The sequence below is a fragment of the Sphingomonas sp. genome (assembly GCF_031372575.1).
In the GTDB taxonomy this organism is placed as follows: domain Bacteria; phylum Pseudomonadota; class Alphaproteobacteria; order Sphingomonadales; family Sphingomonadaceae; genus Sphingomicrobium.
In genome coordinates this window covers 10,045-29,214 of sequence record NZ_JANMLM010000108.1, presented here as the reverse complement: position 1 = coordinate 29,214, position 19,170 = coordinate 10,045, and the positions used below count along the sequence as shown (strand labels likewise).

The window sequence follows — 19,170 nt, the reverse complement described above, 5'->3', positions numbered from 1 at the left end:
GCGGGATCACCCGGATGCTCGATGCGCTCGGCGCTGATCAGGGGCTGACCCGCTACGTCGGTGGCGCGGTGCGCGATGAATTACTCGATATCCCGGTCAACGACATCGACTTCGCCACCCGCCTTCGCCCCGAAGAAGTCGTCGCCCGGCTCGAGCAAGCGAAGATCAAGGCCGTACCCACCGGCATCGCCCACGGCACGATCACCGCTGTCGCCGATGGCCAGCCGGCCGAAATCACCACGTTGCGCGCCGATGTCTCGACCGATGGCCGCCGCGCCACCGTCGAATTCTCCGACGATTGGGCGGCCGACGCCGCGCGCCGTGATTTCACCATCAACGCGCTTTACGCCGACCCGCAAAGCGGCGAGATTTTCGATTATTTCGGCGGCCTCGACGATCTGCGGGCGCGCCGCGTCCGCTTCATCGGCGATCCATTGCAGCGCATTGCCGAAGACCATCTCCGTATCCTGCGCTTCTTCCGCTTCCACGCGCGTTATGGTCGCGGCAATCCTGACCCGGCCGCCGTCGAGGCCTGCGCGTCGTGCGCCAATGACCTGATGGCTTTGTCGCGCGAACGCATCGCCGACGAGACCATCAAGACGCTCGCCTTGCCCGATCCGGTCGCCACTGTCGCGTTGATGGTCGAACGCGGCATTTTCGCCCCCGTCCTCCCCGAAATCACCGACGCGTCGCGGCTCGCCGCCCTCGTTGCCGACGAAGCCACCGCCTTTCTCCCCGCCGACGCGATCCGCCGCCTCGCGTCGTTGCTCCCGTCTGATCCGGCCATAGCGGACAAGGTCGCCGCGCGGCTCAAGCTGTCGAAAAAGGCCCGCAAGCGCCTCGCCGCTGCCGCCGATCCCGATTGCGCAATCAACCGCCACGCGCTGGCGTACTGGAACGGCACCGAGACCGCGATCGACCGCCTGCTGCTCGCCCGCCGCCCGGCCGATGCCGCCGCACTCGTCGGCTGGCCGGTCCCGCGCCTGCCGATCACCGGCGGCAAATTGATCAGGCTCGGCATGCCCGAAGGCCCCGCCGTCGCTGCCACATTGAAGGCGATCGATCGCCGCTGGGTCGCCGCCGGTTTCCCGGCTGGCCCCGCCTTCGACCAATTGGTCGCGGAGGAAGTAAGCAGCGGAGGAACGGGATGAGCCTGACGAATTTGCGCCATTCGGCTTATGCGGCGCTTGAACCGCATGCCCGTGAGCACCACGGTTTGTCGACGATCAACAAATTGCTGGTGATCTGCATCGTCACTGCCGCCGCTTTCGCCATCCTCGAGACCGAGCCGGAGATGATCGGCGGTCGCCAGTCGCTGTTCCGCACCGCCGAATTGGTGTTCGGCAGCATCTTCACCCTCGAATATATCGTCCGATTGTGGATCGTCCCCGACAACCCCGATTATGCCAGATATCGCTTTCCGCGGCTGAGCTATGCCGTCAGTTTTCCCGCGATCATCGATTTGCTGGCGATCGTCCCGACCTTCGTCACCTTGGGCGCGACCGGGGGCGGCAGCCTGTTGCTGCGGTTCTTCCGCGTGCTTCGAATCCTCCGCCTGGCCAAGCTCGGGCGGATGTCGAGCGCGTGGCACGATCTGTCGTCGGCGGTGACCGAGCGACGGCACGAACTGTTGCTGACGATCAGCATCGCCGGGATCGTCCTGCTCATCGCCTCGACCCTGATGTATTGGGCCGAAGCCGGTGCCCAGCCCGACAAGTTCGGCAGCATCCCGCGCGCCATGTGGTGGTGCATCGTCACCCTGACCACGGTCGGCTACGGCGACGTTTACCCGGTCACTTTGCTTGGCAAGAGTCTGGCCGGCCTCGTCGCCATCGCGGGCATCGGCCTCATCGCCATGCCCACCGGCATCCTTGCCTCGGCCTTCAGCGATGTCGTTCAGCGCCGCCGCGCGGAAACCGCGCTAGCGGAAAAATCGTCCGGCAAACCCGGCACCAAACGCGCTTAGGGCAGCATGACCGGGTCGAGGAATACCGCGCCGGCTTCATCGCCCAGCGCCCAGCGGATTTGCGCGCGATGGACTCCATAACGATCGATGCGAATCTGGATTTCTTCGCCGATGACCAGCGTCCCGTCGGTTTCCATTCGGCAGCCCTCGCGGCTGATGTCGGTGACGACGACCGGGTATTCGCCACCATCGCTATCGGCGACGGTCCCGCGCATATGAGTGTCGACCCGCGGCGCGCGCTTGATGAAGCCGGGTTCACGCATGACATCCCCCCTGTGTTCAGTGGAATCACCATAACATGCAGCAAGCTCTTGCGACAAGCATCAGCGCTATTGTTCAGGCGCGGCGGCTCTTCCAATAGGCGAGTGCCGCATTGGCTTCGAGCGGCTTGGCAAAATAATAGCCCTGCCCGCTGGCGCAGCCGAGGGCCGCCAGGGTCGTTGCCAGCTCGACCGTCTCGATCCCCTCGGCGGTGGTCGACATGCCTAGCGCATCGGCCAGGCTGAGCACCGCGCGGACGATCGCCACGCTGTCGGGGTCGACCATCATCCCGGTGACGAAACTGCGGTCGATCTTGAGCACGTCGATCGGCAGCCGCTGGAGATAGGCGAGGCTGGAGTAACCGGTGCCGAAATCGTCCATCGCCACGGTCGCATCGAGCGCTTTCAACGCCTCGAACACGCGCTGAGCGCGGCCCGGATCCTGGACGATCGAGCTTTCGGTCAGTTCGAGTGTCAGCCGGTCCCCAGTTAGCCCCGACGAACGCAAAGCCTCGGCGACCACATCGGCGATATTGTCGCGCGCCACCTGGATCGCCGACAGATTGACTGCGACATAGGCCGGGATCGGCGCGCCATTGGCCTTGTCCCATTCGGCCAGCGTTTGCGCCGCTTTGTCCATCGCCCAGCGGCCAAGGGTCAGGATCAGCCCGCTCTCCTCGGCCACCGGGATGAATTCGGTCGGTGAAATTTCGCCGCGATCGGCATGGGTCCAGCGCGCCAGTGCCTCGAACCCGGCGACTTGCCCCGATTTCAAGTCGATCAGCGGCTGGTACGACAGCGTCAGTTCGTCCTTGTCGAGCGCCCGCCGAAGCTCGGTCTCGATTGAGAAACGCCGCCGCGCCTGACTTGCTTCCTCGGCATGATAGACTTGCGGACAACCCGCCCCTTTGGCCTGCTTGACGGCAAATTGCGCGTTGCGGAATAATTCCTCGGGGTCCTGGTCGGGCTGCATCATCGCCAGTCCGATCGCGCATTCGACCTTGATTTCCAGGTCGGACAATTTGAACGGGGCGTTCATCACGTCCTGGATTCGCTCCGCCGCCTTCATCGCATCGCCGATCCCGCTGCGAAGTGCGACGATCACGCCGAATTCATTGCCCCCGGTGCGCGCCAATCGGTCGCCGGCGCGCAGCGCGGAGATCAATCGCCGGGCGAAGGTGATCAGCAATTCGTCGCCGAACAATCCGCCCATGCTCTCGTTGATCCGGCTGAACCGCAGCATATCGACCACCAGCACGGCATGCCCCATCGGTCGGATCTTGCCATCGTCGCCGACCTGGTTGCCGGGGCTGCTGTCGGCCGCCTCAATCATTTCGCCAAACGACAGCCGGTTGGGCAGGCCGGTCAGGCTGTCGCGCAGCATTTCGGCGCGCAGTGCGGATTCCGATTGCACCTCGCTGGTCCGGTCGACCAGGCTGACGAGACAGCGCGGCCCCCATTTCGGATCGCGCGCCAGCGGTGCCAGCTTGATTCGATAGTGAAACGCGGAAATGCCATTGCCCTGGCTGAATTCCAATTCGCTGGGTGCATTGAAGTCGGCCAGATACGCTTCCATCAGCCGCGCGATCTGGACTTGGGCGCAGTCGCGGAAATCGCCGGCGATCATCGCTGCGTCCCCCAGAGTCACCATTACCTCGTCGAACTTGGTGTTGCGATCGAGCAGCTTGAGCACGCCGTGCCTGGTCTGCCCGACCAAGGCTGCGGCGATCGGCAATGCGTTGAGCAGGTCGCGGTCGTTGGTGCGCGCATCGACCGGCAGCATACCTCCGGGGCGCACGGGATCGTGCCCTTGACCGGGTTGTTGAGCAGCCTGCATGGCGTCGGGGTTAACCCGGACAGGTTAACGCACCGTTTCGGTTGATTAATTTCCCCCGGAGAAGCGGTTCGAGCGAGGGAATCCGAGCGGCGGCATCCGCCCCGCCGCGCCCCGCGCCGCGCGCCACGGCGTCAGGTCCTGCTCGGTCCGCGTCCGTTTCGCCTCGCCGCCCTGCGCCCAGCTCAGCCCTTCGGCCGCCACCAGGGTCGTGACATCGGCCAGCCCGCCATCGCGATAGCGTTGCAGCGTCACCCCCTGCCCACGCGCCATTTCCGGAAGCTCGCTCAACGGGAATACCAGCATCTTGCGATTCTCGCCGATTACCGCCACCGCATCGGCATTGGCCGCGACCCGCTTGACCACCGCGACCTTCGCCCCCGGCTTCAGATTGACCAATTGCTTGCCCTTGCGAGTCTCGGCCAGCACCGCCGCGCCGCTGGTCAAAAACCCGCGCCCGTCCGACGACGCCACCAGCAGCTTCGTATCCGCCCGCACCACCATCAAAGCGACGATATCGACCTCGCCCGCCAGGTCGATCGACAGCCGCACCGGCTCGCCAAACCCGCGCCCGCCGGGCAAGCGGTCGCCGGCCAGGGTGAACACCCGCCCGTCCTCCGCCGCGAGCAGCAATTTGTCGGTCGTCTGCGCGTGGAACAATCGCGCCAGCCCGTCGCCCTCGCGGAACTTCAAACTGTCCCCCTCGCCCTCCGCGACATGGCCCTTCATCGCGCGGATCCAGCCGCGCTGCGACAGGATCACCGTGATCGGCTCCTTCTCGATCATCTGGCTCCAGTCGATCTCGCGATGCGCCGCGGCCACCGCCCCGATCCGCGTCCGCCGCTCGTCGCCAAACGCCTCGCGCATCGCCGCCAGATCGCGCTTCAGCCGGTTGCGCTGCTTGACCGGGCTCTCGACCAAAGCCGCCAGCTCGGCCTTTTCCTTCGCCAGCTTTTCGCGCTCCTTGGCGATCTCCATCTCCTCGAGCCGCCGCAAGCTGCGCAGCCGCAAGTTGAGGATCGCCTCGGCCTGCCGGTCGCTGATCGCAAATTCGGCGATCATCACCAGTTTCGGCTCATCCTCCGTCCGGATGATCTCGATAACGCGGTCCAAATTCAAAAACGCGATCAGGAACCCGTCGAGCAATTCCAGCCGCTCGTCGATCTTCCCGATCCGCGTCCGGCTCCGGTTGAGCAAAACCTCGATCTGGAATGCCAGCCACGCCAACAGCGCCTGCTTCAGGCTCATCACGCCCGGCGTGCGATGCTTGTCGAGCACGTTGAGGTTGAGCGGGAAGCGCACCTCCAGCTCGGTCATCTTGTACAGGCTCTCCTCGAGCAACGCCGCATCGACCGTCCGGCTGCGCGGCTCGAGGATGATCCGCAGATCCTCCGCGCTCTCGTCGCGCACATCGGCCAGGATCGGCAGTTTCTTGTCCCCGATCAGCCCCGCAATCGCCTCGATCAGCCGCCCCTTCTGCACCCCGTACGGGATTTCGGTCACCAGCAAATGCCAGCCCCCGCCCTTCTCGACCACCTTCTCGATCCGCGCGCGCAGGCGGAACGACCCCCGCCCCGTCGCATAAGCCTGCGCGATCGTCTCCTTGGCATCGACCAGCACGCCCCCGGTCGGAAAGTCCGGCCCGCCGACAAAATCGAGCAACGCGCGATCCTCGGCCGCCGGATTGTCGATCAGATGGATTGCGGCATCGGCCAGTTCGGTGACGTTATGCGGCGGGATCGAGGTCGCCATCCCCACCGCAATCCCGCTCGCGCCATTGGCCAGCAGATTGGGGAACAGCCCGGGGAACACCTCGGGCTCTTCCTCCTCGCCGTTGTAAGTCGCCTTATAATCGACCGTGCCTTCGTCGAGCCCGGCCATCAGCGCCGCCGCCACCCGCGTCAGCCGCGCCTCGGTGTAACGGTAAGCGGCGGCATTATCCCCGTCGATATTGCCGAAATTCCCCTGCCCGTCGACCAGCGGATAGCGCAGCGCCCAATCCTGCGACAACCGCACCATCGCGTCATACACCGACTGGTCGCCATGCGGATGATATTTGCCGATCACATCGCCAACGACGCGAGCGGATTTCTTGTACCCGCCCGAAGGATCGAGCTTCAACAACCGCATCGCCCACAGCAAGCGGCGGTGAACCGGCTTGAGGCCGTCGCGAACGTCAGGCAGCGACCGCGCGGTGATGGTGGAGAGGGCGTACACGAGATAGCGCTCGGAGAGTGCGGACTCGAAAGGTGTGTCGATGACAAGGTCGGTTGGGGAATCGGGCATTTGGTAGCCCTAGCAACGCTCCCCCAAGCACGTCGAGTGTTAGCCGTTCTCCACTGAGCGGATTCGAAGGGCGGAGTGGACTTAAAGGCTCCGGCGACGCTCATTCAGCGTCGTTGGAATGTACACGGAGGGGTGTCGATGACTAGTCTAGGGTAATAGGAACTCATCCTCGAGTTCCGAAAGCGCTGCACACAGCGCCGCGAATTCCGTGTCGTCGAAATCATTGCCGTGAGCTTCCTTGCGCAATGCATTGACCTTCATTGCAGCAGAAGCGAGCCTTTCCTTTCGGTTACCTAGATAATCTAAAACCCCCTCACTTCGTAGAAATCCACCCAAATCACTCATGAAGAGGGGGCTTTCCTTTGACGAGAAGAGATAGTTTGGCTCAGTTGATGCCAAGACTGCAAAACGGGAGTCGGTTAGAGATTTCTTCAATATTTCCTGCCAAAAATCTGAAGAAAGTGTTTTTGACCAAAAATACAAAGCGCTTCGAATCGCCTGCTCCACAGTGTTACGCCGCACGCATGCGGTCGACCACCTTTCATCTTTTGAACACAAGGCAACAATGTCTTGACGTAGAGAAGCTACGACTCGCCCTACTGCGCTGAACGCAATCGAGTATGCTCCATCGTGAGCGGTGATCAGACCATAACCAATCAAATGATCAACCAATTCGGGCGCCTCACTCATGTACTCAGACGTAAAACCGGTCAGCCAGCCTTCGGATGGCTGCTCGAATGTCACTTGGATATATTTCGATGTCAAAGTGAGGATTTATGCCTGCGAATGTGGGCACGTGAGCACGCTCTTTCAGTTGGAGCCTTTTTGGAACGGTGTCAGATGTCGCATTATCTCACACTTATCAATCTAGGATTGCCGTTACGGTGACAATTACGGTGACAGTTTATTAATTGCATTGAACCCCTTCGCGCCTTTGCGCCTGAGCGTGAAACCAAACTTCTCTGCGCCTCCTCGTCTCTGCGCGAACCCCATTCTCGATGCTGCGAAGATAAGGGCCATCACGGAGTAGCGCAAAGACGAATGACCATGCTGGGCATGGACATTTGCAGCGCTCCGTGACGTCGATCCGATCGCTGCGCGCCGGTCGGCCGGGTTCTTTGCATCTCTTCGACATAAGCTCCCGATTACTTCGCAATCGCTCCCTTATGCTCGGTGCAAACAACACTTTCCTACACAAACCATATAGGTTATGCACGCGCGTTCCAGCAAACCAACGCGCCGGAGCGAGTCGTCATGCGCCATCCCGATTTCCCAACCATCCTCCCCGTCGGCTTCCTCCCCTCCACCACCGGCGAGCCTGAGGTGATCGACTTCACCCCCGTCCCCCGCAAGCGCCGCCGTCATGATGGCTGGACCGAGGCGCGGCAGCGGGTGTTCATTCAGTCGCTGGCGGCGTGCGGGTCGGTGTCGGCGGCGGCGCGGCATGTCGGCAAGACCGCGCGCTCGGCCTATCGCCTGCTCGACAGCGAGGGTGCGACCTCCTTCTCGCTGGCCTGGGACAAAGCGATCGAGGAGGGGATCGAGCGCACCCGCAGCGACGCACTCATCCGCGCCTTGTTCGGGGCGCTGGTGCCGATCTACCGCCGCGGCAAATTGCAGCGGGTCGAATTGCGCAAGTCGGACCGGCTGGCGCTCGGCCTGCTCGGCGGCAACCGCCAGACCGGATCGTCGTTCGGCAGCATGTCGGCCGAGGATCGCGCGGCGATCAAGGCGGATTTCCGGCGGTACGATGCCGCCGCGCCGGGGTTCGCGCGCGAGTTGGTGGTGCGCGAAGTGGTAGCTGAGATCAGCGCCACCTGCGCGCGGCGCCGGGCCAAGGAAGAGCTCGAGGCCCAGGCCATCGCCGCCTACGAACGCGCACAATGGGACGACCGCGAAACCAGCAATGGCTGAAAACCGGGATAAATAGGATAAATGGTCGCTGACCATGCGACTTTTGCGACGTTTGGGGTTGTATCCCTGTCCTGAGCCTGTCGAATGGGCGGGTCCGCCGACCTCCGTTTCACCCCGCTCGCCAACCCCGCCTCCCCCCGCTATCCCACCTACGCCCCAAGAGAGTTTGTCATGCGTCCAGCCATCGTCACCGCCGCCATCGCCGCCGCCGCGCTAACCGCCTGCGCCCCGCTCGCCCCACCTGCCCAGACCACGACCGCCGCCTTACGCCCCGTCATGGCCTGGCCCGCCTTGCTCACCCGCCCCCGCCCTGCCCCCACCCGCACCATCGCGTATTGCCCCGATCCGCACCCGGTCGCCGACCCGTGGCTCCCCGCTGCTACGCGCAAGGGGCCGCACCCGACCGTGCTGATGGTCCACGGCGGCTGCTGGACGACCGCCATCGCCGACCGCTCGATCATGAACTGGATCGCCGACGATCTGGCCAGGCGCGGCTATGCGGTGTGGAACATCGACTATCGCGGGGTCGACCGGCCCGGCGGCGGCTATCCCGGCACGTTCCGCGATGTCGCCGCCGCGGCCGATGCCTTGCGCGGACAGGCCGCCGCCAACAATCTCGATTTGCGCCGCCTCGTCGCGGTCGGGCACAGTGCCGGCGGGCATCTCGCCTTGTGGCTCGCCGGGCGATCCAAGCTGCCCGCCGGCTCGCCGCTCCGCACCGCCGCCACCCCGCTCCCGATTCACCATGTCGTCAGCCTCGGGGGCTTGCAGGATCTCGAGCAGGACCGCGCCGAGATCAACGGCTGCGGCAGCGACGTGATCGATCAACTGGTCGGCCCGCCCACCACTAGGACGCGCGACGTCTATGCCGACACCTCGCTCCCGCGCCTCGCGCCGATCGGGGTCGCCCACACCATGGTCAACGGGGATCGCGACCGCATCATCCCGACCCACTTCGCCGCCACTTACGCCGCCAGGATGCGCGGACACGGCGACCGCGTGACGGTCCGCATCGTCCCCAATCAGGGCCACGTCGAATTGATCGCCCCCGAAACCCCCGCCTGGGCCACTGCGGTCAAGGCAATCGCCAAGGCCACCCGATAGAGCTTTACGGCAGCCGCTCCGATCGCTCGACCGCCGCCAGCAGCCATTCCCTGAAGCGCTTGATCTTGGGCACTTTCTCGCGTCCCGGCGCGGTCACCAGCCAGTAGCGGTAGCCCGCCGTCGCGGTCTGCTCGAACGGCCGCACCAGCCGCCGGTCGGCGATGTCGCCCTGCCAGAACGCCGGGGTCAGCAGCGCCAGTCCCTGCCCGCCCATCGCGGCATGCCCCTCGTCGGCCTGGCTGTCGAGCCGCAGCCCGGCGCTGCGCGGATTTGCCGGCGCGGCGATCCCGGTGGCGGCGAACCAGTGGCACCACCAATCGTCCTGCGGGCTGATCAGCGGCAAAGCGGGAATGTCGCCCAGTTCAAGCGTGCGCCCCAGCTCGGCCTCGGTCCGCGCCAGGAACGCCGGGGTGCACATCACGGTGAAATCGACCGTCATCAATTCGGTGCAGTCGAGCCCCGGCCACGGCGCCGCCCCGGCGCGGATCGCGACGTCGGCTTCGCTGGCGAACAAGTTGGTCAATTGGTTGCTGGTCGATAAGCGCACCGCCAGCCCCGGATGCTCGATCTGGAACCCGCCCAGCCGCCACGTCAGCCAGGTGTTGGCGAAGGTGAAAGTGGTGGCGATGGTCAGCAGGCTCTCGTCGTCGGTGCGCAATGCCGCGAACGCTCCGTCGATCCGGTCGAACGCCTCGCTTAACGGAGCCACCAGCCGCCGTCCTGCATCGGTCAGCTTGACCCGCCCCTTGCCGCGCTCGAACAGTTTGACCGCGACCCGCTCTTCCAGGCTGCGGATCTGGTAACTGACCGCCGCCTGGGTCATCCCCAGCTCGTCCGCCGCAGTGGTGAAATGTTCATGCCGCGCCGCCGCTTCGAACACGCGGATGGCGGACAAGGGCGGCAGGCGGCGCATTGCGCGATCATAAGCCTGGCTTATCGCTTCTGTCGATCCTTCGATTGGCAATGTACCCCTACCAGCGCCTAAATCTGGCTCGTCCGGTGATCGGCGTCATTGCTCACCGCCATCGCACGACGGAGGAAAGCATGCCTTATCAAATCGACCGCAGCCTATTTGTCGAGAACGGCCCGTCGCTCCGCGCCGCCGCCGCCATCGCAAGGGTCCGCACCGCCGCGCTCTACGCCGCGCTCAACGCTCGCCGGACCGAACCCGCCGAGGAGCCGCGCAAAGCCGCCTGACCGATCGCCTCGATTGAAAGGAATTTGCAATGATGGATGAACATTTCGATCGTAACTACCAAGTCGGCCGCGCCGAACTTCACGCCGGGATCGACGCGCTCGGTCGCCGCTTGTGGCGCGAAGCTTCGGCGCTGTTCAACGCCATTCACCGTATCAATTTCTCCGCGCCTTGGACTCCTCCCCGTTCCCCCTGAGGCGCGACCACTGGGGCTCCGGCTTTCCCGTCGGAGCCCCTATTTTTGCCCATCCCCAAATTGGTACGGCATATCGACCCCGACCAGTTTCCAGCCCCAGCCGTAACGCCGGAACACCGCCGCGCCATCCTTACCCTTCACCTTGACCTTGAACTCGCTGATCCCGTGCCGCTCGATCACCGCATCGGTCTTGGGAATTCCGACCGGCATCACGCCGACCTTCGATGCGGTCGCCGCCAGCGAACCGCGCCCGCCCTGGTTGGCCGCGCTGGTCGCATCGAACATCGCCTGCACCGCTTCGGGCGTGACCAGAAAGTTCGTGCCGGGCCGGACCACCGCCACCGCCAGGTCGGTCAGCGCCCTGGTCAGCGGATCGCGTTCGGCACCGCGGCGATTGCCTTCGAGGATGATTTCACGCCGGATTTCGTCCGCCAGGTCGATCTTTAGCGCCTGATAATCGACATAGCTGGACAGCTTGGCGGTGTTGCCCGCTTCGGCTGCCTCGCGCATCTTGCCCAACGTGTACCAGGGCGATGCCTCATACCAGCCAAGCGCCGCCGCGATCAGCAGACCCGCAATCCACAGCGACAATTTCATCGACTAGCCCTTCCTTTTACGCGACATCGCTTGTGTATTGTTCGACTAATACGCTATGCGTGAGTTAACGCTTGGATAACAGGAGCATTGTTCGATGATACGCAAGTCCGTCCTGATTGCCGCTTCGGCCACATTGCCGCTCGCCGCTGTTTTCGCCCAACCGCTCGCAGCCGTGCCGTTGATCCCCCGCGATGCCCTGTTCGGCAATCCGGTCAAGGCCGCGGGGCGCATTTCGCCGGACGGCAAGTGGCTGTCATGGATCGCGCCGCGCGACGGGGTGATGAACATTTATGTCGCCCCGGCGTCCAACCCGGCAGCCGCAAAAGCGCTGACCAATGAGCGCAAACGCCCGATCCGAAGCTATTTCTGGGCTCCGAACAGCAAGCAGATCCTGTTCGTCAACGACAAGGGCGGCGACGAGAATTTCCTGCTCTACGGGGTGAATGTCGTCACTGGTGCCGAGCGCAGCCTGACCCCGTTCGAGAAGACCCGCGTCGACGTGGTCGGTATCTCGCCCTCCATTCCGGGCCGCATCCTGGTTGGCCTCAACAACCGCGACGCCAAGTGGCACGATGTTCACAGTCTCGATCTGGCCAGCGGCAAATTGACCCCGGTGCTGATCAACATGGGCAGCTATGCGGGCTTTCTCGCCGACCAGAATCTGACGATCCGCGGAGCGCTGAAGTCGCGGCCCGATGGCGGCAGCGATTATTTCCCGGTCACCGCCAACAAGGTCGCCTCGACCCCGACCGAGCAAATCACGCTGGAGGACAGCCAGACCACCCAACCCGCCGGCTACACCAGCGACGGCAAGACGCTGTACTGGGTCGACAGTCGTGGCCGCGACACCGCCGCTTTGATCGCGCAGGACGTCGCCACCGGGACGAAGACGATCATTGCCGAAAATGCCAGGGCCGACATTGGCGATTCAATGAGTAATCCGCGGACAGGTCGGGTCGAGGCCTATTCGGTCAATTATCTCAAGGATGAATGGACCCCGGTCGGCAATGCCGTGGCGGCCGATCTTGCCTTCCTGAAGAAGCAGTTGCCGGGCGAATTTTCGGTCACCTCGCGCACTTTGGCCGACGACAAATGGACCGTCGCAGTCGCCGCGTCGGACGCGCTGCCGACGACGTGGCTATATGACCGCAAGGCGAAGAAGCTCACCAAATTGTTCACTTCGCGCCCGGCGCTGGAGGGACAAACGCTGAGCCGCATGCACCCGGTCGAAATCAAGTCGCGCGACGGCCTGACGTTGGTGTCCTACCTGACGCTTCCGCCGGGCAGCGATCCCGACGGCGACGGTCGCCCCTCGGCCGCCGTGCCGATGGTATTGCTGGTCCACGGCGGCCCATGGGGGCGCGATTCCTATGGCTATAATGGCACGCACCAATGGCTCGCCAATCGCGGCTATGCGGTGCTGTCGACCAACTTTCGTGCCTCGACCGGCTTCGGCAAGAGCTTCATCTCCGCCGGCGATTTGCAATGGGGCCGCAAGATGCATGACGATCTGCTCGACGCGGTCGACTGGGCGGTGAAGAGCGGCGTAACCTCGCCCGACAAGGTTGCGATCATGGGCGGCAGCTATGGCGGCTATGCGACGCTGGCCGGAATGGCGTTCACCCCCGACGCCTTCGCCTGCGGCGTGGATATCGTCGGCCCGTCCAACCTCGAGACCCTGCTCAAGACGATCCCGGCCTATTGGGAAGCGGGCAAGGTGCAATTTTACAAGCGCATGGGCGACCCGACGACGGCGGACGGTGTCGCACTGCTCAGGGAGCGATCGCCGCTCTACAAAGCGGGCGATATCAAGCGCCCGCTGCTGATCGGCCAGGGCGCCAACGATCCGCGCGTCAACAAGGCGGAAAGCGAGCAGATCGTCGACGCGATGAAGGCCAAGGGCATCCCGGTCACTTATGTCGTTTTCCCCGATGAGGGGCACGGCTTTGCACGCCCCGCCAACAACATTGCGTTCAATGCCGTGACCGAGAATTTCCTCGGCAAGTGCCTTGGCGGTCGGGCTGAACCGATCGGCGCGACGATCAGGGCATCGACCGCGCAGGTTCCGCATGGCGCCCAGTTCGCACCGGGGCTGGCCGAGGCGGCAACGCGCTAGAATAAGCGATCGGCGAATTGCGTGGGGGTGGCGGCTAGCCTATAGCCGCCGCCCTAGCCCTGCTTCCGGAGAAATCACCGCTTATGTCGCGTCGCCGCCAGATTTACGAAGGCAAAGCCAAGATTCTCTACGAGGGTCCCGAGCCGGGCACGATCATCCAATATTTCAAGGATGATGCCACCGCCTTCAACGCGCAGAAGCGCGGCACGATCAACGGCAAGGGCGTGCTCAACAACCGGATCAGTGAGCATATCTTCACCGCGCTGGCGACGATCGGCGTACCGACCCATTTCATCCGCCGCCTCAACATGCGCGAGCAATTGGTGCGCCAGGTCGAGATCGTTCCGATCGAGGTCGTGCTTCGCAATGTCGCCGCGGGATCGCTGTCGAAGCGCCTCGGGATCGAGGAGGGCACCCAGCTGCCGCGCACCATCATCGAATATTATTACAAGGATGATGCGCTGGGCGATCCGATGATCGCCGACGAGCATATCGCCTGCTTCGGCTGGGCCAGCCAAGAAGAGATGAACGACATCGCCGACATGGCGATCCGCGTGAACGACTTCATGTGCGGCATGTTCGCTGCGATCGGCATCCGACTGGTCGATTTCAAGCTCGAATTCGGCCGCGTGTGGGATGGCGATTATGCGCGCATCATCCTCGCCGACGAGATTTCGCCCGACGGCTGCCGCCTGTGGGACATGAAGACCAGCGAAAAGCTCGACAAGGACCGCTTCCGCCAGGATTTGGGCGGCGAGGCGGAGGCGTATCAGGAAGTCGCCCGGCGGCTCGGCTTGCTACCGGAGGAAGCCGATGAAAATCCGGTGCTCGACCTCGACTCGCATCGTAAGAAGCGCGGCAAATAAGTTCTTCCACCATCCCAATCCGGGAATCGCTCAAGCTATTGATCGCGATTGAATTAATTTTGTCACGACCTTAGGCCAAGGCCAGCCGGGGACGGGATTTTCCTGACCGATTCGTCAATGAACCACCGACCGCATCAAGCGCGTCCGGTGCTGTGGAGGACTGTGCATGTCGACTGTCTATTTCAAACTTATCGACGGCAATTTTCTCCAAGATTTCACCAATATCGGGCTGATCACCACCGCCAATGACTGGAGCAATGTACCCAGCATCACCGGCTATCTCGGCGATATCAGCGCAGGCACGGCAACCGGCGTCAATCCGACCACGCTGACCGGACCGGCGCTCGGCGCGGTCAATGTCACGCCCAACACCACGTCCGGCAATCCTTCGGGCGGCGGAGTCTATGAGGTGACCATCGCCGGCGACACGATGGTCGCATTCAACGGATCGGGCACCGCCGACGCGCCAAGTCTCGTGGTCTATCTCGATTCGACCGGCCGCGATCAGGTCAAGGTCGACTTTGACATCAAGGATCTGGATCCAACCGACAACGCGATCCAGCCGATTGCGGTCCAGTATCGTACCAGTCCGACCGGCGACTGGATCAATGTCCCGGGCGGCTATCTGGCTGATGTGACCGGCACCGGCGCGACGCTGGTCACCCACGTTTCGCTGACATTGCCGTCGGGGGCGTCCAACCAGCCCGGGCTCGAAGTCCGCATCCTCACCACCAACGCGGTCGGCAATGACGAACTGGTCGGGATCGACAATATCGCGGTGGTCAGCCAGCCGCTGGTGGTCGTCCCGCTCCAGCCCGGCACCTTCGCCATCAACGATGTCACCGCCAACGAAGGCAATGCCGGGACCACCGATTTCACTTTCACCGTCACCCGCAGCGGCGGCAGCGACGGCGCGGTGAGCGTCGAGTACAGCTTACAAAACATCACCACCAATGCCGCCGATTTCGCCTCGACGCTTGGCGGCACCGTCAATTTCGCGGCCGGCCAGACCAGCCGCACAATCACCATCCAGATCGCCGGCGACACGTTGCCCGAAGCCAATGAAACATTCCGCGTGCTGCTCGCCAATGCCACCGGCGGCGCGACAATTACCGACGGCATCGGCCAGGGCATTATCATCAGCGAGGAATTGCCTGCGGTCGCCAATGTATGGATCAATGAATTTCACTACGACCCGTCGTCGAGCCCCGAGACTGGCGAATTCATCGAGGTCGCCGGTCTCGCCGGGACCGATCTCACCGGCTGGAGCATCGTCCTGTACAATGGCTCAAACAGCCAGACCTATGGCGCGGCCCAATTGCTGTCTGGCACGCTCGCCAACAGCACCAATGGCTTCGGCTTTACCTCGATCGCGGTCCCCGGCCTTCAAAATGGGTCGCCTGACGGTTTCGCCTTGGTCGATAATTTCGGCCGCGTGGTCCAGTTCCTGACCTACGAAGGCACCATCACTGCGCTCAATGGCCCGGCCGCCGGCCTGACCAGCACCGACATCTTGCGCTTCGAGGAACAGGCCACGCCCGGCACCTCGCTCCAGCTCACCGGCACCGGCTCGGCCTATGCCGATTTCACCTGGTCATCTGGCAGTGCCAATACCAGCGGCGCGACCAACAATGGCCAGACCTTCCTGTCTGGCAGCGACCAGGGCCAGATCCGGCTCGACAATGCCCGCGTGACAGAGGGCAATGCCGGAACTTCGACCCTGACCTTCGAAGTCCACCGCGCGGGCGGCTTCGATACGGCGACGACGGTCGATTATTCGGTCGCCTTCGGCACCGCCAACGCCGCCGACCTTGGCGTTGGCGCGGCTCTGACCGGTTCGATCACCTTTGCCGCCGGCCAGTTCACCCAGACGATCAGCATCCCGGTCTCGGGCGATACCGCGCCCGAATTCAACGAGACCCTGTTCGTCACCTTGGGCGCGGTCACCGGCAATGCAATCGTCGTCGATGCAATCGGCGTCGGCACGATCATCAATGACGATATCCTGCCGCTGACGATCATGCAGATCCAGGGCGAGACCCATGTGTCCGAGTTCAACGGACAGCCGGTGACCACCAACGGCATCGTCACCGCGATCGACGGGCGCGGCTTCTACCTCCAGGATGCGACCGGCGACGGCAATGTAAACACCTCGGATGCGCTGTACGTCTTCACCGGCACCGCGCCGAGCGTCGCGGTTGGCGATTCGGTCCAGGTTGCTGGCCGCGTCTCCGAATTCGGCTTCGATTTGCCGCTGACCGAAATCAACATCACCGGCGCCGGCTTCGGCGTGTCGGTCATCAGCAGCGGCAATGCGCTACCCGCCGCGGTCCTTGTCGGCACCGGCGGTCGCCTGCCGCCCACCGAATCAATCGACAGCGACGGCCTGACCATCTTCAATCCATCGGTCGACGGCATTGATTTCTGGGAATCATTGGAAGGCATGCGGGTGGCAATCGACCAGCCGCTGGTCGTCGCCAACAGCGATACGGCGCTGGGCGAAACCTATGTCGTCGCCTCGCTCGGGCTCGGCGCGACGGGCATCAACAGCAATGGTGGAATCACCATCAGCCCCGGCGATTACAATCCCGAGATGATCCAGATCGACGATTTCCTGATCGCCGGATCGGGGTTTAGCTCCACGTACAGCGTCGGCGACCAGCCCGGCACGGTGATCGGCGTGATCAACTATAGCTTCTCGCATTACGAATTGCTGCTCACCGAAGTGCCGGCCGGCACCCTCGACGTCACGATTGCGCCCGAAGTCGTCGGTTTTGCGGGCGATGCCAATTACATGACGTTTGCCACCTTCAACGTCGAAAATCTCGACCCCAGCGACGGCAAATATGACGCTTTGGCCGACGACATCATTTTCAACCTGCGGCTGCCCGATGTCATCGCCATCCAGGAAATGCAGGACGATAATGGCGCGCAGGCCGGCGGAACGCTGAGCGCGGCCAACAATGCGCAGGGGCTGATCGACGCCATCTTTGCGGCGAGCGGCATTCGCTATGTCTATGTCGAAATCGCGCCGACCGCACCCAATATTACCGGCGGCGAGCCCAACGGCAACATCCGCAATGGCTATCTCTACCGCGATGACCGCGTCGATCTGGTCGACGGCAGCCTCGCGGTGATCACCGACCCATCCTTCTCCAACAGCCGCCTGCCCCTGGTTGCGACCTGGTCGTTCCAGGGCACTCAGGTGACCACGATCAATATCCACTTTACCGCACGCAGCGGGAGCGATCCGTTGTGGGGGGCGACCCAGCCGCCCGAAGCCGCCGGTGACGATCGCCGCGCCGATCAAGCCGATGCGATCGGAACCTGGATCAACAGCCACCTCGCCGATAATCCGGCGCTCAATATTGCGGTACTCGGCGACTGGAACGGTTTCTATTTTGAAACCGCACAGACCAATCTGACCAATACGGTCCTGACCAATTTGCAGGTCGCCTTGCTCCCGCCGGAGGAGCGCTACAGCTTCGTGTTCGAAGGCAATGCGCAACTGCTCGACAATATTTTGGTTACCGACGGATTGTTGACCGGCGCGAGTGTCGATGGGGTACACATCAACGCCTATTTCGGCGCCGCCGCAAACAGTGATCATGACCCACAGGTCGCCCGCTTCCTTCTCGGCACTGCGCCGACCGCGCTCATCCTCGACAATGCCGATGTCGACGAGAACCTCCCCGCCGGCACTGTCGTCGGCACCGCCAGCGCAACCGACGCGGTCGGCGACACGCTGACTTATTCGCTGGTCGACAATGGCGATGGTCGCTTTGCGATCAACGCCGCGACCGGCGTGATCACTACCCTGGTCGCACTCGACCATGAGGCGCTGGCTTCGGTCAATCTGGTGGTCAGGGTCAGCGACGGCGCGGGCCAGGCAACCCAGTCGCCGTTCGTCATCACCATCAACGATGTCAACGAAGCCCCGGTCGCCACCGGCGATCCGGTTGCGGTCAATGAAGATGCCACCACCGGCAATTTGTGGACCCAATTGCTCGCCAACGACAGCGATCCCGACGCCGGCGACACGTTTACCATCGTCTCGGTCGGAACCGGCGGTACGCTCGGCACCGTAATCTTCGACGCCGCGACCCAGTCGTTGCGCTATGTCGCCGACGATGACAGCTTCGACGGGCTTGCGGTCGGCGCCACCGCCACCGACAGCTTTACCTACACCATCCGCGACTCCAATGGCCTGACCAGCACTGCGACGGTCGCCGTCACGGTCACCGGGATCGCCGACGGCATCCGCATCGTCGCGGGCAATGGCAATGACGTCGTCAACGGCACCGCCGGCGAGGATCGCCTGTACGGCGAGAATGGCAATGACACGCTGAACGGCGGCGACGGCCACGACATACTCGACGGCGGCCGCGGCAATGACATCCTCAACGGCCAGATCGGCAACGATTTGCTAGTTGGCGGCAAGGGCGACGATCGCCTGACCGGCGGCGACGGGCGCGACACCTTCGTGTTCGGCGCAAACGGCGGCAATGATCTGGTACTCGACTTCGCGATTGCGGCCGACACCATCCGCCTGGCCGATGGCATCACCATCTTTGGCACCGCATCGGGTGACTATAATGGCGATGGGATCGCCGACCTGAGGCTGACCTTCAACGGCGGCGGCACCGCGACCTTGTTGGGCGTCTCGTCGCTGACCGGGGTTACCATCGAAACCGGCCCCGCCGACCAGCTTTCACCGGGCGCGTTCACCCCGTCGCCATCGGCGTTCGATCACTTCCTGTTCTAAGCCCCCGCTTGCCGAGCCGCCCGAACATACTAATGACGGCGGCTCGGTAGCTGAGGTGAGTGAGCAGTGGG

General features: G+C 63.5%; 15 protein-coding genes. 9 read left to right on the top strand and 6 right to left on the bottom strand.

Annotated features, from left to right (window positions below):
- Window positions 1–14: 14 nt before the first annotated feature.
- Both RMN73_RS10725 and RMN73_RS10720 read left to right on the top strand, forming a co-directional pair.
- Window positions 15–1,151 carry a CCA tRNA nucleotidyltransferase gene (locus RMN73_RS10725; protein WP_309603356.1) on the top strand — a complete coding sequence of 379 codons (1,137 nt, stop codon included), beginning with the start codon at window positions 15–17 and terminating at the stop codon, window positions 1,149–1,151.
- Window positions 1,148–1,966 carry an ion transporter gene (locus RMN73_RS10720; protein WP_309603319.1) on the top strand — a complete coding sequence of 273 codons (819 nt, stop codon included), beginning with the start codon at window positions 1,148–1,150 and terminating at the stop codon, window positions 1,964–1,966. Before RMN73_RS10725 ends, RMN73_RS10720 begins: the two co-directional genes overlap by 4 nt.
- Here RMN73_RS10720 and RMN73_RS10715 read toward each other — a convergent pair.
- The 4 genes from RMN73_RS10715 to RMN73_RS10700 form a co-directional block, all read right to left on the bottom strand.
- Window positions 1,963–2,229, bottom strand: coding sequence for a PilZ domain-containing protein (locus tag RMN73_RS10715; protein ID WP_309603318.1), 267 nt, complete (start codon window positions 2,227–2,229; stop codon window positions 1,963–1,965). The genes RMN73_RS10720 and RMN73_RS10715 overlap by 4 nt on opposite strands.
- A gap of 73 nt (window positions 2,230–2,302) precedes the next feature.
- On the bottom strand, window positions 2,303–4,024 hold the full coding sequence (locus RMN73_RS10710; protein WP_309603317.1) for an EAL domain-containing protein: 1,722 nt from the start codon (window positions 4,022–4,024) through the stop codon (window positions 2,303–2,305).
- A gap of 84 nt (window positions 4,025–4,108) precedes the next feature.
- Window positions 4,109–6,346 carry a DNA topoisomerase IV subunit A gene (gene parC, locus RMN73_RS10705; protein ID WP_309603316.1) on the bottom strand — a complete coding sequence of 746 codons (2,238 nt, stop codon included), beginning with the start codon at window positions 6,344–6,346 and terminating at the stop codon, window positions 4,109–4,111.
- Window positions 6,347–6,493: 147 nt separating this feature from the next.
- The gene (locus RMN73_RS10700; RefSeq protein WP_309603315.1) at window positions 6,494–7,090 is read right to left on the bottom strand and encodes a hypothetical protein; all 597 of its coding nucleotides are present in this window, start codon (window positions 7,088–7,090) and stop codon (window positions 6,494–6,496) included.
- 510 nt (window positions 7,091–7,600) lie between these two features.
- Between RMN73_RS10700 and RMN73_RS10695 the strand changes: the two genes are divergently transcribed.
- Window positions 7,601–8,260, top strand: a complete 660-nt coding sequence (locus RMN73_RS10695; RefSeq protein WP_309603314.1) for a hypothetical protein — start codon at window positions 7,601–7,603, stop codon at window positions 8,258–8,260.
- 171 nt (window positions 8,261–8,431) lie between these two features.
- Entirely contained in the window at window positions 8,432–9,364 is a 933-nt protein-coding gene (locus RMN73_RS10690) for an alpha/beta hydrolase (RefSeq protein WP_309603313.1), read from the top strand.
- Window positions 9,365–9,368: 4 nt separating this feature from the next.
- Here the strand turns inward: RMN73_RS10690 and RMN73_RS10685 are convergent, their stop codons facing one another.
- A complete protein-coding gene (locus RMN73_RS10685; RefSeq protein WP_309603312.1) occupies window positions 9,369–10,277 on the bottom strand; it encodes a LysR substrate-binding domain-containing protein in 909 nt (302 codons plus the stop codon).
- A 131-nt stretch (window positions 10,278–10,408) separates the two neighbouring features.
- Here RMN73_RS10685 and RMN73_RS10680 point away from each other — a divergent pair, with 131 nt between their 5' ends.
- Entirely contained in the window at window positions 10,409–10,561 is a 153-nt protein-coding gene (locus RMN73_RS10680; protein WP_309603311.1) for a hypothetical protein, read from the top strand.
- A 29-nt stretch (window positions 10,562–10,590) separates the two neighbouring features.
- A complete protein-coding gene (locus RMN73_RS10675; RefSeq protein ID WP_309603310.1) occupies window positions 10,591–10,755 on the top strand; it encodes a hypothetical protein in 165 nt (54 codons plus the stop codon).
- Between the two features lie 39 nt (window positions 10,756–10,794).
- On the opposite strand, the gene RMN73_RS10670 is transcribed toward RMN73_RS10675, so the two are convergent.
- Complete coding sequence (locus RMN73_RS10670) at window positions 10,795–11,352, bottom strand: DUF2939 domain-containing protein (protein WP_309603309.1); 558 nt, start codon at window positions 11,350–11,352, stop codon at window positions 10,795–10,797.
- Window positions 11,353–11,446: 94 nt separating this feature from the next.
- Between RMN73_RS10670 and RMN73_RS10665 the strand changes: the two genes are divergently transcribed.
- From RMN73_RS10665 to RMN73_RS10655, 3 genes are all read left to right on the top strand, one after another.
- Entirely contained in the window at window positions 11,447–13,468 is a 2,022-nt protein-coding gene (locus RMN73_RS10665) for a S9 family peptidase (protein ID WP_309603308.1), read from the top strand.
- Between the two features lie 83 nt (window positions 13,469–13,551).
- Complete coding sequence (gene purC / locus RMN73_RS10660; protein WP_309603307.1) at window positions 13,552–14,334, top strand: phosphoribosylaminoimidazolesuccinocarboxamide synthase; 783 nt, start codon at window positions 13,552–13,554, stop codon at window positions 14,332–14,334.
- A gap of 166 nt (window positions 14,335–14,500) precedes the next feature.
- Window positions 14,501–19,099, top strand: a complete 4,599-nt coding sequence (locus tag RMN73_RS10655; RefSeq protein WP_309603306.1) for an Ig-like domain-containing protein — start codon at window positions 14,501–14,503, stop codon at window positions 19,097–19,099.
- The last annotated feature ends 71 nt before the right edge of the window (window positions 19,100–19,170 follow it).

Coding starts and splice junctions, on each gene's coding strand:
- RMN73_RS10725 (WP_309603356.1), top strand. CDS start 15: ATGCTCGATGCGCTCGGCGCTGATCAGGGGCTGACCCGCTACGTCGGT.
- RMN73_RS10720 (WP_309603319.1), top strand. CDS start 1,148: ATGAGCCTGACGAATTTGCGCCATTCGGCTTATGCGGCGCTTGAACCG.
- RMN73_RS10715 (WP_309603318.1), bottom strand. CDS start 2,229: ATGCGTGAACCCGGCTTCATCAAGCGCGCGCCGCGGGTCGACACTCAT.
- parC (WP_309603316.1), bottom strand. CDS start 6,346: ATGCCCGATTCCCCAACCGACCTTGTCATCGACACACCTTTCGAGTCC.
- RMN73_RS10695 (WP_309603314.1), top strand. CDS start 7,601: ATGCGCCATCCCGATTTCCCAACCATCCTCCCCGTCGGCTTCCTCCCC.
- RMN73_RS10690 (WP_309603313.1), top strand. CDS start 8,432: ATGCGTCCAGCCATCGTCACCGCCGCCATCGCCGCCGCCGCGCTAACC.
- RMN73_RS10685 (WP_309603312.1), bottom strand. CDS start 10,277: ATGCGCCGCCTGCCGCCCTTGTCCGCCATCCGCGTGTTCGAAGCGGCG.
- RMN73_RS10680 (WP_309603311.1), top strand. CDS start 10,409: ATGCCTTATCAAATCGACCGCAGCCTATTTGTCGAGAACGGCCCGTCG.
- RMN73_RS10675 (WP_309603310.1), top strand. CDS start 10,591: ATGATGGATGAACATTTCGATCGTAACTACCAAGTCGGCCGCGCCGAA.
- RMN73_RS10670 (WP_309603309.1), bottom strand. CDS start 11,352: ATGAAATTGTCGCTGTGGATTGCGGGTCTGCTGATCGCGGCGGCGCTT.
- RMN73_RS10665 (WP_309603308.1), top strand. CDS start 11,447: ATGATACGCAAGTCCGTCCTGATTGCCGCTTCGGCCACATTGCCGCTC.
- purC (WP_309603307.1), top strand. CDS start 13,552: ATGTCGCGTCGCCGCCAGATTTACGAAGGCAAAGCCAAGATTCTCTAC.
- RMN73_RS10655 (WP_309603306.1), top strand. CDS start 14,501: ATGTCGACTGTCTATTTCAAACTTATCGACGGCAATTTTCTCCAAGAT.